A 14,177-nucleotide genomic window follows, 5' to 3' on the forward strand; every position below is an offset into this window, starting at 1 on the left:
TGAAGTAAATTCCTGCAAGGCTATGCTTTTTGGGTCTGAGTACAGGTTTTGATTGCTTTTTCAAGTACTGCTATCCCTTCATTAAGCTGGCTGTCGGTCACCACCAGAGGAACCAGCAGACGAATAATATTTCCGTATAAGCCTGCTGTCATAACTACTAGGCCATTCTGATGACAGTTCTGGACAACCCTTTGAACAAGTTCTTTATTGGGTTCTCTGCCTGCCCTATCCTTTACAAATTCAATCGCACACATCGCCCCTAATTGCCGTACTTCTCCGATTTGCTCCACCTGCAGTCTTTCAAATCTTTCTTTAAAAACCTTCCCAATTAAATTTGCTCTTTCCAGCAAATCATCTTCCTGTATTGTTTTAATTACTTCAAGGGCGGCAACACAGCCAAGCGGGCTTCCGCCATACGTTCCACCGATTTCGCCTACATTGGGCGCATCCATTATTTCAGCTCTGCCTGTAACAGCACTGATTGGCAGTCCTGCTGCAATGGACTTAGACATGGTTATCAGATCAGGAATAACATCAAAGTGCTCAATGGCAAACATTTTTCCCGTTCTTCCAAAACCCGTCTGTACCTCGTCTGCTATAAAAAGAATTCCATATTTTTCACATAATGCCTTAACTTCCTGAACAAATTTCCTGGAAGGGATAACAAATCCACCCTCACCCTGGACGGGTTCCATGATAACGGCAGCGACATCTTCCGGAGGAACTTCGCTTTGAAAAAACGTCTCAAAGCGGTTTAGCAGTGCTTCATCCAGCTGTTCAGCGGTTGAAAATTCAGAGCGGTAATAGTAGGGATAAGCCCACTTATAGGTATCAGGAACAAATGGACCAAATTCGTATTTATAGGGCTTTACCTTACTAGTTAGCGACATAGCCATATAGGTTCTTCCATGGAAGCCGCGTTCAAATGAAATAATGGCTTTCCTGCCAGTATATTTCCGAGCTATTTTAACGGCATTTTCAACGGCCTCTGCCCCGCTGCTTAAAAAGAATGTTTTTTTAGCATGATTCCCAGGCGTAATACTGTTCAATGTTTCCGCAAGTTCTATATATGGCTCATACATCATGACATGGAAGCAAGGGTGAAGATATGAATTTATCTGGCGGTGTAGCGCTTCTACCACCCTTGGTGGACAATGGCCGGCATTGAGCGTTCCAATGGCACCTGCAAAATCAATAAATGTATTCCCATCGACGTCTGTTATTAGCGCTCCTTCTGCTTTACTGGCAAACGTCTGAATCGTATTAAAAGGACCTTTCGGAACATTTTTATTTTTTCTGTCCAAAAGCTCTGCTGCCTTAGGCCCCGGAAGACAGGTCTTTATATTAATTGATTTCATTCCTTCTCCCCCTCTCCTTGTGAATCCACCCCACACCACTTTAATAAAGTGAGAGCGATAATTTCAGCCGATTTATACAAATCTTCAAGAATAATATGTTCATTGGCATCATGAGCCGTTTCAGTTATACCCGGACCAAACACAACTACTGGGGTTCCTCCATAACGGGATAAAATTCCTCCATCTGTTCCCCATGGTGAAGCCTCGATTACTGGTTCTTCTTTGAAAATTTCTTTGTAGCTTTCGCTTACGGCACCTAATAAAGGATGATTCTCCTCAAGACTTCCAGGCTGCCAGCGGCCGCCAAACCACTCCACCTTCAAAGGGTTTTCCTTCAGCCACGGATCGTTTTCCTGTACTTTATTAAGCTTGGATTCCAGCTCATCCTGTGCCGAAAGCATCTCTTCATCCGGTGCAACACCCATTCTTCCTTCGAGAATAGCTGTATCGGGAACAGAGGAAGGCCATTCCCCACTCTGAATTTTTCCGATATTAATAGGGATCGGGATTGGAATACTGTGATAGAGAGGATCTGTAATTCTAGTATTTCTTTCCCGCTCAAGCTCCTGAAGAGCCTGGATGACGAGGGAAGTTTTTTCGATTGCACTTACTCCTTCATACCGTGTGCCGCCATGTGCAGCCCTTCCCTTTACAGTGATCCGATACCACATGGAGCCCTGCTGTTTTGGAAATATTTTTAGATTTGTAGGCTCAGGAATAATAGCACCATCCGCCCTGTACCCTCTTAATACGGCCGCAAGAGTGCCGGCTCCTCCGCTTTCTTCTTCTATAACGCTCTGGAAAATCACATCACCTTTAAGCTTCACACCCACAGCGGCTAGGGCCCCGACTGCCATCAACATGGCCGCCGTTCCTCCCTTCATATCAGTTGAACCTCTGCCATAAAGCCTGCCCTTTTCAATATGGCCGCTGAAAGGATCATGAACCCAGTTATTTAAATCTCCTACAGGAACAACATCAATATGTCCGTTAAGAATAATCGATTTACCACCGCCGGTTCCTTTCAAGACTGCAACAACATTGGGGTTCCCTTCATATTGACCCCTGTCTGAACAATAGGCCTCATGCTGGTAAAGCTTTTCATCGCCAATTTCCCAGATATCAAGCTCCAGGCCAATTTGCCGGCATTTTTCTATAATGATCGCTTGTGCGCTGCTTTCGTTTCCACGGGTGCTGTTTTCCTGCACGAGCTTCTGCAGGAATCTCGCTGTTCTTGGACGGTTATCTTTTAGCCATGCAAAAATTCTTTCCTGAATCTTTTCCATTCTTTCTTCACTCCCCGCGAATAAGTACTTTTTCAATGAAGTCTAGTAAGCAATTTTTCGGATTTTTTCAGGAAGGTTAATTCCACAGCCGGTCTTTTCAATAACAGTCTGGATATCATAGGGGGCAAAAAGCTCTTTTAGCCAGAGCTTACTGTTCTTGATTTCAAAAACAGCCAGTTCGGTAATAATCAAATCCACACATTCAGCTGAGGTAAGGGGTAATGTACAGGAAGAAACCATTTTGGGATTTCCTGCTTTATCACAATGATTCATGACAACGATGACCTTTTTTGCTTTTTGGGCAAGCTCCATGGCGCCGCCCATCCCCGGGACCTTTTTACCTGGTACAATCCAATTGGCAAGGTCTCCTTTTTCACTGACCTGGAGGGATCCAAGAATGGTAAGATCTACTTTTCCGGACCGAATCATACCAAAGGCAAGGGAGCTGTCGAAATAAGCTCCTCCCGGTATAAGAGTAACCGGGAAGCCGCCAGCGTTACATAAATTCTCATCTTCTTCCCCGACTGCCGGGCTGGGACCCATGCCAAGAATGCCGTTTTCGGCATGAAACATCACTCTCATATCAGACGGAAGAAAATCTGGTACCAGGGACGGGATACCAATACCCAGATTTACTACCATTCCATTACGAATTTCTTCGGAGGCTCTTCTGGCTATCCGGTTCCTCAATTCGATTCCCATGCCCATTTCCAATTCACCCCTCCCGACTGTATGACATAGTCCACGAACACTCCTGGGGTGACGATTTCCTCCGGATCAAGATAGCCAACTGGAACGATCTCCTCCACCTCTGCAATCGTAATTGCCCCTGCCATCGCCACAAGAGGGTTTGTATTACGTGCACTTTTGTCATAAACCAGGTTGCCATAACTATCGGCTTTTTTGGCATAAACAATAGAAACATCAGCTTTTAGCGCCGTTTCTACTAAATACTTTTTGCCATTCAGTTCAAACTGCGGTTTTCCATTTGAAACCATTTCATTATCAAGCCCTATGTCGGTTAAAATTGCTGGCAGCCCTGTTCCGCCTGCCCGAATTCTTTCCGCTAAAATTCCCTGCGGAGAAAACTCCACTTCCATTTTTCCTTCTGTCATTAGCTTACCTGCTATAGGATTTGAGCCAATATGGGAAGCGATTACCTTCTTTGCTCTCCCCTGGCTGACGATCCTTCCAATTCCGATATGCGGAAAACCAGTATCATTTCCTATAAGGATTAGATCCTTTACGCCCTTTTCTAAGATCTCACTAATTAAAAGCGGAGGTGAACCTACTCCCCCAAAGCCTCCAAACATAAGCACCATGTTATCATGAAAAAAATTCATAACCTGATCGACTTCGGCTATTTTCCCAAAAAGGTTTTCCATTCTCTTACCTCCAAAGGCTGGCCAATTTTATTGACCGGCGGGTTCATGAGCTGCCGCGATTTTTTCAAAGGCTTCCAAAGTCTGCTTTAATAAAGCTCCCAGCTGTTCCATTTCTCTTTTAGTAATATTTAAAGGTGGGGCAATAATGATGGCATCCCCGTTTATCCCATCAATGCCAGCTCCTGCGGGATAAATGAGCAATCCTTTATCACGTGCTAGTTTAACTATTCTATTTGTGGCTTGAAGAGTACGAGGAAATGGTTCTTTTGTTTTTTTGTCCTTAACAAATTCCAATCCAAGCAGAAGGCCTTTACCTCTGACATCACCAATACACTGAAACTGGTTTTTTAACTTGTTAAGCAAGTTTTTGAGGTAAATACCTTTGCACTCAACATTTTCAAAAATTTTGTTTTTTTCAAGATAGTTAAGTACAGCGAGAGAAGTGGCACAGGCCTGGGGGTTTGCACTTAAGGTGTGACCGCTCATTACGGATTTTGTTCCTTTGAGGATCGGTTCTATTACTTTTTCACTTGCAACTGCAGCTGCAATAGGGGCATATCCTGCACCTAATCCTTTTCCGAACGTAACAATATCAGGGATAACCTCCCATTGCTCCGAGGCCAGCATTGTACCTGTTCGGCCGCATCCGGTCATAACCTCGTCTGCAATAAGTAAAATGTCATTTTTGTCGCAGATTTCCTTAATGGTTTTTAAATAACCTTTAGGAGGAGCAATCGCCCCGCCTGCCGCCCCTATAACAGGCTCCACTATAAAGGCGGCGATTTTGTCAGCACCGATTCTTGCAATAGCGCCATCAAGCTCCCGTGCACATAAATAATTACATTCAGGTGCTTTTTGGCCATACGGGCAGCGGTAGCAATAAGGAGGATGTATAACAGGAAAATCATCCAGCAGCGGCACAAATCGTGCTCTTCTCGGAGGGTGTCCTGACATCGACAGAGCTCCAAGCGTAATGCCGTGATAGCTGACCCATCTTGAGAGTACCTTCATTTTGGTGTGGATTCCCTTTTCCTGCCAATGCTGAATGGCCATTTTCATCGCTGTTTCTGTTGCCTCTGAACCGCTGTTGACAAAAAAGCACCAATTCAAGTCACCTGGTGTCATTTTGGCGATTTTTCCGGCAAGCTTTTCAGCTGGTTCGCTAGTAAACTGGGAACGGTATACAAATGAAACCTTTTGGGCCTGTTCATGCATAGCCTCAATGATCTCCTGGACTCCATGTCCAATATTGGCAGTAACCGCTCCGGAAGACGCATCCAAGTATTTTTTTCCTTGCTTATCAAATAAAAAGACACCTGCTCCATAATCAATTATCGGATAATTTTCATCCAGGTCCGGCTTTATTAAATATGACTGCTCCACAAAAACCCTTCCTTCCTTTAAAGAAAACCAAAGAAATAAACCTGCATAATCTGAAAATCAGGTAAAAGAAAACCGGGCATCGGCCAGGCTTTTTTATTTACTTTTTTAGATAGCATTTTCTCAGCTTTTGTTCAGGACAATTTAGTAAAGTGTATGAAAGGAAAACTTCAATCTTTCGTTTTTTCGTAAAAAAAGACAGGCACCCGCGCTGGGTGCCTGCTTAATTTATATTTGTTCTATCAAAATACTTATGTCTTCTTGATCAGCTGTTATGGCTGCTTTTGCTCCGACCGGTATTGTGGCAAGAGGCTGGGTATGTCCGAAATTAACGTTTGCGATTATCGGAATACCAGAAAGCTCCTTTTTGGCTGTAATAAGTTTTCTAAGGGCGGCTTCAGTCATATTCGAGCCCTTTTGGAACCTGCCAATAAGAACTCCTTTTATCCCCTTTGCATGAGGGAGGTGCAGCAGAGATTGAAGCTGACGATCAAATAGCTGGGGATGTGATTCATCATCATCTTCGATAAAAAGAATGGAGTTCTCAAGAGATGGCATATATTCTGTCCCTTGCAGCAAGCTCATGGTACCCAGGTTCCCTCCAATCAGCTTACCTTCCGCCTTTCCTTTCTGAAGGACAAGATATCCATCTTGCTTAATAAACTCGCGAGACTCCTGGTCCTGGTACCAAAGGTCATCACTCCAGGTTTCAGAAGGTGCTATCTCATACGGTGCATCATTGGTTACAGCCTCTAAGAAGGACTGTAAGGTATAATCAAACCCTATCTTCATCCCGAAGGTTGAAAATAAGGGGCCTGAATAGGAGATCAAGTTCGCCTTTTGATAGAAAGCAAGATTCAATGCTGTTATATCACTAAAGCCGATAAAGACCTTTGGATTGTCTTTTATTAAATCATAATCTATGTATTTCAATAGCTGATTGGCATTATATCCGCCAAGAGCTGTTAATATTCCTTTCACATTTGTGTCCCGGAAGGCTTCGTGCAGGTTTTCTATTCGATCTTGTATGGAAGTACTAAAAAATTCATCATGCTCATAAACGTTTTTTCCGAAAGTAACGGTAAATCCAAGATTATTTAAACGTTCAACGGCCATATCAACCTGTTTTCCTTTTACAACAGCCATGCTAGTGGATGGTGCAATCACCCTAATTTCATCCCCTGGAGCCAGTCTTCTTGGCAGCATAAGATATCCCCCTATAATAAGAAACTATCCTTATCCTAACAGATTTACAGGCAGAATAGGAATAAGGTCCGCACCCAGCGGACCTTATTCCTATTCTCTAACTATACGAGAACCGTTTCCTTTGCCGGCTGGTTCGCTGTTTTTTCAATAATATCCCTGGCAATCCAAACACCGCAGGCACTGGCTTGAGCCAGACCACGTGTGACACCTGCACCATCGCCGCCAACATAAAGGCCGCCGATTTCTGTTTCAAACCTGTCATTAACTTTTGGCCTTGCAGAGTAAAACTTCGCTTCAACTCCATAAAAAAGAGTATGTTCGGAAGCAAGTCCAGGAGTTACCTCATTTAGGGCCTCTGTCATCTCAATTAAGCTTTTCAGCGTGTTATATGGAAGGACAAGTCCCAAGTCACCGGGTACAGCCTCCTTCATAGTCGGCTCCAAGAATCCCTCTTTAATTCGTTTTTCTGTTGATCTTCTACCTTTTAGAAGGTCACCGTATCTTTGAACAATCAAGCCTCCATTGGAAAGGCTGTTGGCAAGGCGCGAAATTTCATGGGCAAATTCATTCGGCTTGTCAAAAGGCTCGGAGAACGTATGTGAAACAAGCAGAGCAAAATTAGTATTTGGGCTGCCCAGCTTTGGATCTTTATAAGCATGGCCATTGGCAAGCATAATACCCGAATGGTTTTCTACCACGACGTGTCCGGAAGGATTACTGCAGAAGGTCCTTACTCTTGTCCCTACAGATGTATTAAAGACAAACTTCCCTTCATATAAATGTTCGTTAATTTCCTGCATGACAATATTTGATGTCTCAACCCTTACGCCAATATCTACCTGGTTATTCATCATACGAAAGCGTCTGGATTTTAAGATTTTGGAAAGCCATGCTGATCCATCCCGCCCTGGAGATATTACGACCTTTTCAGCTGAGATAATACGTCCATCCTTTAATTTAATGCCTGTTGCTTTATGGCCGGAAGAGGATCTTTCAGTCATTAAGTCATCGACCTCTGTTCCAAAAACCATGTCTATTTTAGTTTTTAAATACTCATATATGCTTTTCAAAATTTCAAGGTTTTGTTCAGTTCCAAGGTGGCGGACCTGTGCACGCAGAAGCTTGAGCCCGGCAGCATATCCCCTGTGCTCTATTTCTTTTACCTTATCAGTGAGCGGATCTGTAATGCTTTGAGTAGCACCGTGACTCAAATTAATTTCATCGACATATTTAATCAGATCAATTACTTGGGAATTCGAAAGATAATCGGTCATCCAGCCCCCGAACTCACTTGTTATGTTAAATTTGCCATCAGAATATGCACCGGCTCCACCGAAACCATTTGTAATGGAACAGGCAGGCAGACATCCGGCAAACTCTTTTCTTCCCACAGCAGGGGGACATTTTTCAATTTTCTTTTGTAAAATCGGACAATTTCTTCTATAGATGTCATGGCCTTTATCAATCAGCAATACCCTAGCCTGCGGTTTTTTCAGAGTTAATTCATAACAAGTGAAAATCCCTGCCGGGCCTGCACCAACCACAATCACATCATAATTTGTTTCCATCATCCATTTCCCCCTAGCATAAATTGCATTTCCATAGGTAAATATATCAAGTTAACAAGCGAAAAGTCAATAAAAATCCGAATTAACTTTAATTTATATATACTATCGTTCGTGTTTTGCTCTTTTTAAAATAATTCAGACATACTAATAAAAAAACTCGATCATTAGGTGCTTTAAATAATTTAATTCTGCACAATAGAATCTACTCCCTTTCCGCGGACTAACTGCCAGGCCCCTTGCTGCTGGGTCTTGTCAGCCAGTTTTTCAGCAGGAGTGTCGAGGATTCTTTGAATGCTTTGCCTAAAAATTTTTTCACCTTGTGATATTCGCCTTTAAGCAATAAAATATGTTAAAACAAACTTAAACTGCAAAGCATTCCAGTCCCCTTCATAAAATTGAAAGTTTTTCGGTTCAATTATTGAAAGGGTATTTACTAAATAGAATGTTTTAAACAACCGGATAATTGAATAGCTGCTAATAAATAGGCCTTTTGCCTGCTTTAAATGGTAATTTATTTCCGGTAAAATTGTCATGATTCATATATTCAGTCATCTCAGGAGGAAGTTTCATTGAGTCGAAAATATTTATCCGTTATACTTGTTTTTTTTATGGTCTCAGGGATCATTTTTTATATTAATGGGATTACGAAAGCAAAAGGAGACGAATTAAAGGGGAAAAACATCTATCAAAAGATCCAGTCAGGACAAAAATTTCAATACATAATTGTCGGTGACAGTATTGGCAGGGGTTCCGGTGCAAGAGTACCGTCACAAACCTGGTTTGCTCAATGGGAAAAGCAGATATATAATCATTACCATGCTTCAGCTGTTCATTATCAAATTGTTCAAAGCGGGGCGACTGCCTTCGAGGGGATTGTAAAATTCCAGAAAGAGAAATTAAATAAAGATATCGACCTTGCTTTTATCGTATTTGGTGAGAATGACAGAAAGTATATGACTGCACAACAATTTTCTTTTTATTACGAAAAGCTTATCCGAGATATTAAAACGACTTACCCAAAGGCTGAAATTGTAACTATAACTGAGAGCTGTCTCCAACACCCCAAATTTGCCGATACGATTAAAATGCTTTCCGAGCATTATCAGTCAACAAATGTGGATATGAGGGAGCCCTTTCGAATGTCTGGGATTCCAGTAAAGAATCTAACCAGAGACATGGTTCATCCAAATCCAGACGGCTATCGTTTATATGCAAATGAGCTGTTCAAGGTATTTACCAGCAAAGCCGCCAGTCAGAAAATCATACCTAAAAGCTTGGCAGCTCCTATGAATTCTGGTACTGACATATCGTATAACAATGTTAATAAGCCAGTTGCAAGCAAGGATTTTTACCGCCGAGGAGCCTATTATATAAGCAGCAAGAAGGACGCCAGCCTGGAGTATGACTTTTACGGAAATTCAGTTGGAGTAAACGTATTTCGCCATATAAAAGGAGGCAGAATGAATGTCTATATAGACGGTAAATATTCTGCCAGCATTTCTACATGGTGGCCTTTTGGAAGAGAAAGGCATTTATTTATTGCGAGCAATCTTGGCAGCAGTAAACACCGAATTGAATTTATCAATACAGGGGCAGGAACGCATTTGGCCGCCGGCTCAAAGCCAACCGTTCGCATTTCTTCCATTATTGTACCTTCCAGAATCAAACATTAGGAGAAACATACATGAAGTTTATTTTAAGAAATTTTATCAATGGAATCTTAACCTTTGTTCCAATACTATTAGTTTTTTATGTTATTTATAAAATTTTTGTGTTCTTGGATAGCTTGCTTGGCAACGTCTTAAGGGAGCATATGAAGCACGGCTATGTACCTGGTATCGGTCTTTTGGTTACACTCGCTTTAATTACTGTACTGGGCTGGCTTTCAACAAGGTTTCTTACCGGAAAAATTATAGAGTTAATTGATACTCTGCTAGAAAAGATTCCTTTTGTTAAAACCATTTACAGTATTATAAAGGATACTGTCCAATCCTTTTTGGGAGACAAAAAGTCGTTTTCTAAGGTCGTACTCGTCACTATCCCAGGTACATCAATGAAAAGTATTGGATTTATAACCTCTGAACAGCTTGAAGCTTTTTATCAGCCTCTTGCAGATCATGTGGCAGTATATGTTCCGCAAACCTTTCAGATGGCTGGGTTTACGTTTCTTTTTCCAAAGGATGATGTGGAAGTAATCGATGTCAAACCTGAAGAGGCCATGAAATTTATCCTATCGGGAGGACTTGCATCCAAGAAAGTGGAGGAAGCAGAAAAAAGGGAAACACTCTCGTAGAATTTTCTGTTTTTCCATTAGAGTTATTAATTGCCATAAGGAAATGTGTTATCATGAATAGGATCGGGTATAATGGCAAAGTAAGCTAATAAACCCAATTTTAAGAATGCAATTATTATTCATGATTTGAGGTTTTAAAATGATTAGAAGAGGAATTCCTAACTTATTTACGCTAAGCAATTTATTCTGCGGTTTTTTATCGGTTGTATTTTCAGCCAATGGAGACTTTCGTAATGCTGCCCTACTCGTTTTGATTGGGATGATGCTCGACAGTATGGACGGCAGATTAGCACGGATGTTAAATGCCCATTCCGAAATTGGCAAAGAACTGGACTCTCTTGCAGATGTTGTGACCTTCGGTGTGGCTCCAGCTATCCTTGCCTATTATGTTTCTTTTTCAAAATACGGGCTGATTGGCCTTATTGTGGCAGGTCTATTCCCTTTATTCGGGGCCTTCCGTCTGGCAAGGTTTAATGTGAACACAAAGAGCTCGATTAAATATTTTACCGGTGTACCGATTACGGCAGCAGGCGGGATTTTGACCTTAATTGTTATGCTTACTAAATGGATACCGGATATTATCATCAACATTTCATTTATGGCGCTCTGCTTTTTAATGGTCAGTAAATATAAAATTCCTAGTTTAAAAAGCGTTCCGCTGCCTAAGTACGGGACAATTATTACTGCACTGCTTGGCTATCTGATATTTATTATCTTTAAAAATGAACGGGCACAAATGCCTTACTTTATCTACATTGCTGTACCGCTATATATCGTATTTATCGGCTACCAGCTAAAAAGAAGAAGCCAAAAAAAAGCCGCACTTCATGAAACGGAGTTAAATAATAAACATGACTAAAAAACCAGCAGCTCTAAAGGGCTGCTGGTTTTCTAATACACGTTTTTACTCAAAGGTAATTTCCATGATTGGCGACTTGCCCCGCTCCACATTTCCCAATGTAAGCTTTTCAAAAGCAGAAGCACTGTCCCCATTAGTTATGATAATGGGGGTTACAAGACTTTTCGCCTTAGCGCCGACTGTATCCATATCAAACGTTACCAGCTTGTCACCGGCCTGTACTTTATCTCCAGCCTGTACGTGCGCAGTAAAGCCTTCCCCTTTTAAGGAAACAGTCTCAAGGCCAATATGAATAAGGATTTCTGCCCCATTTTCCGCGCGTATACCAATAGCATGCTTGGTAGGGAAAACCTGAATAATTTCCCCTGCAACTGGAGCAGCGACTACGCCTTCCTTCGGTTCAATGGCAAGTCCGTCTCCCATCATTCTCTGTGAGAATACAGGGTCTGGAACCTGCTCTAAATCCACTGCATTTCCCGTAATCGGGGCAACCAGCTGAACGGTTTTTAAAGTTTCTTTTTTGCCAAATAATTTTTTAAACATAACTTTCATCCTCTCTATTCAAAAAGGGATTTGAATTCTCCGTATCCCTCATGTTCCAGGTCTTCTTTAGGAATAAACCTCATAGCCGCTGAATTAATGCAGTACCGAAGTCCATCTGGTCCAGGTCCGTCATTAAAAACATGGCCCAGATGCGAATCTGCATCCTTGCTCCTGACCTCTGTCCGGATCATAAAGTGACTGAGATCCTTCTTTTCGATAATTTCCTTATCTTCGATTGGCTTTGTAAAACTCGGCCAACCACAGCCGGCATCATACTTATCAAGAGAGCTGAATAGAGGCTTACCGGAAACAATGTCAACATAAATTCCATCCCGGTTTTCGTTCCAGTACTCATTTCGAAAAGGGGGTTCCGTTCCATTATTCTGTGTTACATCAAACTGCATAGGTGATAATTTATTTTTTAGTTCTTCTTTATTTTTCATTTTTGTTCCCCCAGTGGCTTTGAATGAACCCTGCCCTGCCAGAGCCTACCTGGTAGGACTGATAGTGTGCGGGATTCTTTTTATAATAATGCTGATGATACTCTTCTGCTTCATAGAAGTCTTCGGCAGGCAAAATCGGAGTAACGATTGGCTTAGAGAATCTCCCGCTTTCCTGAAGCTCCAGTTTTGATTTCTCCGCAGCTTCTCTTTGTTCTTCATCATGATAGAAAATCGCCGTGTAATAGGAACGGCCCCTGTCATAAAATTGGCCTCCGGGATCTGTTGGGTCAATCTGCTGCCAAAATAGTTCAAGAAGTTTATTGTAAGTAAACACCCTAGGGTCGTATGTAATCTGTACAGCTTCAATGTGGCCCGTCACACCAGAACATACCTGCTCATAGGTTGGATTTTCAACATGGCCACCGGTATAACCGGAAACAACCTTCATAATGCCGGGCTGCTCGTCAAAGGGCTTAACCATACACCAGAAACAGCCCCCAGCAAAAGTTGCTTTTTCATACAAAGTATCCATATCCTTCACCCTTTCTCCATTAAAAGTCTTTCTTTTACCTTTTCCCTATTGCTAAAAAATTAAGCTTTGATTTCGAGTATACAAGATAAAAGAGTGGTTTTAAAATAATACACCTTAGAAGAATCTAAACCCAACATAAAAGAGCCGGCAAGTGCCAGCTCCATTACTATTTACTCTTATTTTTTATATTCTTACTGACATTTTTCCAGCGTTTTTTCTCTTCTGCTTGCGCCCTTTTATCGACTTTACGTTCTAAGAAGGCAAGCTCCCTCTGCAGTTTTTTATAGCTTATATAACGGTCTTCTGTAAGAATGTTATTTTCAATTGCCCTTCTTACTGCACATCCCGGTTCATCCTCATGCCTGCAGTCCCTAAATCTGCACTCCTGACCGAGTATGTCAATATCAGTAAAGGTCTCCTCAAGGGCATCTCCGCTTTCCCAAAGCTGCAGCTCCCTCATTCCAGGAGTATCAATTAAAATACAGCCGTTATCCATTAAAATAAGTTCGCGGTGGGTGGTTGTATGTCTTCCTTTGTCATCGGATTCGCGGATTTCTTGTATCTTTTGTTTTTCCTCCCCAACCAGCCTATTCGTTAATGTCGACTTCCCTACACCTGAAGAACCAAGTAAAGCAACTGTTTTCCCTGGCTGGAGGAAATCTTTTAATCCATCTATACCACTTTCGTTTTCCGCACTTACAGCAATAACAGGAACACCTAACGCAATTTCTTCCACACTTGCCGTTTTTGCCTCAATGTCATCACATAAATCCGACTTACTCAATACTATTACCGGATTAGCCCCGCTTTCCCATGTAAGGAGAAGATATCTTTCAATTCTTCTAAGATTTAAATCCTCATTCAGGGAATTAACAATCAGAACGGTATCGACATTGGCAGCAATTATTTGTTCCTCTGTGGTTTTACCTGCCGTTTTACGAGAGAATTTGCTCATTCTGGGCAATAAAGCATGAACCGTGCCTTTTCCTAGTTCTCTTTGTTTTATAGCCACCCAGTCTCCAACTGCAGGGTAATCCTCACGCCTGACAGCTTCAAAAGCAAATTTCCCAGAAACCTCACAAAGCAGTTCCCCGGCATCCGTCCACACCCTGTACATTCTTTTGTGTTCGAGCGCCACTCTGCCAAGCAACATTTCTGTATCTTCATAAGACGAGAATTCCTGTTTTACTTTTTCATTTATACCAGTTAATAAAAATGTCAATTTATATTCCTCCACAATTTAAATAGATATCCGGAAATCCGGATTTTTTCCATCAAAAAAACCATAGGCATGACAGCCCATGGTTTTATTATCGTGGCGGAA

14 protein-coding genes are annotated in these 14,177 nt (G+C 41.9%); 3 read left to right on the plus strand and 11 right to left on the minus strand.

The genetic code is table 11. The features are described from left to right. Nucleotides 1–20: 20 nt before the first annotated feature. The 7 genes from gabT to AC3WR0_RS13470 form a co-directional block, all read right to left on the minus strand. Nucleotides 21–1,358, minus strand: coding sequence for a 4-aminobutyrate--2-oxoglutarate transaminase (gene gabT / locus AC3WR0_RS13440; RefSeq protein WP_492552788.1), 1,338 nt, complete (start codon nucleotides 1,356–1,358; stop codon nucleotides 21–23). Beyond that, nucleotides 1,355–2,644, minus strand: coding sequence for a peptidase (locus AC3WR0_RS13445; protein ID WP_492552789.1), 1,290 nt, complete (start codon nucleotides 2,642–2,644; stop codon nucleotides 1,355–1,357). The genes gabT and AC3WR0_RS13445 overlap by 4 nt, the downstream gene beginning before the upstream one ends. A gap of 42 nt (nucleotides 2,645–2,686) precedes the next feature. Continuing rightward, a complete protein-coding gene (locus tag AC3WR0_RS13450; protein ID WP_492552828.1) occupies nucleotides 2,687–3,352 on the minus strand; it encodes a 3-oxoacid CoA-transferase subunit B in 666 nt (221 codons plus the stop codon). After that, entirely contained in the window at nucleotides 3,331–4,029 is a 699-nt protein-coding gene (locus AC3WR0_RS13455; protein ID WP_492552790.1) for a CoA transferase subunit A, read from the minus strand. Before AC3WR0_RS13455 ends, AC3WR0_RS13450 begins: the two co-directional genes overlap by 22 nt. Before the next feature lie 27 nt (nucleotides 4,030–4,056). Next, nucleotides 4,057–5,412 (minus strand): aspartate aminotransferase family protein, encoded by a 1,356-nt coding sequence (locus AC3WR0_RS13460; RefSeq protein WP_492552791.1) that lies wholly within the window; start codon nucleotides 5,410–5,412, stop codon nucleotides 4,057–4,059. Between the two features lie 225 nt (nucleotides 5,413–5,637). After that, nucleotides 5,638–6,615, minus strand: a complete 978-nt coding sequence (locus AC3WR0_RS13465) for a S66 family peptidase (RefSeq protein WP_492552792.1) — start codon at nucleotides 6,613–6,615, stop codon at nucleotides 5,638–5,640. 101 nt (nucleotides 6,616–6,716) lie between these two features. Continuing rightward, nucleotides 6,717–8,183: an NAD(P)/FAD-dependent oxidoreductase gene (locus tag AC3WR0_RS13470; protein WP_492552829.1), complete on the minus strand. Its 1,467-nt coding sequence runs from the start codon at nucleotides 8,181–8,183 to the stop codon at nucleotides 6,717–6,719. A 569-nt stretch (nucleotides 8,184–8,752) separates the two neighbouring features. Between AC3WR0_RS13470 and AC3WR0_RS13475 the strand changes: the two genes are divergently transcribed. From AC3WR0_RS13475 to pssA, 3 genes are all read left to right on the plus strand, one after another. Further along, nucleotides 8,753–9,856, plus strand: coding sequence for an SGNH/GDSL hydrolase family protein (locus AC3WR0_RS13475; protein ID WP_492552793.1), 1,104 nt, complete (start codon nucleotides 8,753–8,755; stop codon nucleotides 9,854–9,856). Nucleotides 9,857–9,867: 11 nt separating this feature from the next. Further along, complete coding sequence (locus tag AC3WR0_RS13480; protein WP_492552794.1) at nucleotides 9,868–10,476, plus strand: DUF502 domain-containing protein; 609 nt, start codon at nucleotides 9,868–9,870, stop codon at nucleotides 10,474–10,476. A gap of 139 nt (nucleotides 10,477–10,615) precedes the next feature. Further along, complete coding sequence (pssA, locus tag AC3WR0_RS13485) at nucleotides 10,616–11,335, plus strand: CDP-diacylglycerol--serine O-phosphatidyltransferase (protein WP_492552795.1); 720 nt, start codon at nucleotides 10,616–10,618, stop codon at nucleotides 11,333–11,335. A gap of 45 nt (nucleotides 11,336–11,380) precedes the next feature. On the opposite strand, the gene AC3WR0_RS13490 is transcribed toward pssA, so the two are convergent. The 4 genes from AC3WR0_RS13490 to rsgA form a co-directional block, all read right to left on the minus strand. Next, nucleotides 11,381–11,878 (minus strand): PTS sugar transporter subunit IIA, encoded by a 498-nt coding sequence (locus AC3WR0_RS13490; protein ID WP_492552796.1) that lies wholly within the window; start codon nucleotides 11,876–11,878, stop codon nucleotides 11,381–11,383. Nucleotides 11,879–11,892: 14 nt separating this feature from the next. Continuing rightward, on the minus strand, nucleotides 11,893–12,321 hold the full coding sequence (gene msrB / locus AC3WR0_RS13495) for a peptide-methionine (R)-S-oxide reductase MsrB (protein ID WP_492552797.1): 429 nt from the start codon (nucleotides 12,319–12,321) through the stop codon (nucleotides 11,893–11,895). Next, entirely contained in the window at nucleotides 12,311–12,853 is a 543-nt protein-coding gene (gene msrA, locus AC3WR0_RS13500) for a peptide-methionine (S)-S-oxide reductase MsrA (RefSeq protein WP_492552798.1), read from the minus strand. Before msrA ends, msrB begins: the two co-directional genes overlap by 11 nt. Before the next feature lie 166 nt (nucleotides 12,854–13,019). Then, the gene (gene rsgA, locus AC3WR0_RS13505; protein ID WP_492552799.1) at nucleotides 13,020–14,075 is read right to left on the minus strand and encodes a ribosome small subunit-dependent GTPase A; all 1,056 of its coding nucleotides are present in this window, start codon (nucleotides 14,073–14,075) and stop codon (nucleotides 13,020–13,022) included. Nucleotides 14,076–14,177: the final 102 nt, after the last annotated feature.

Source organism: Neobacillus sp. FW104-15D2 (genome assembly GCF_058790155.1).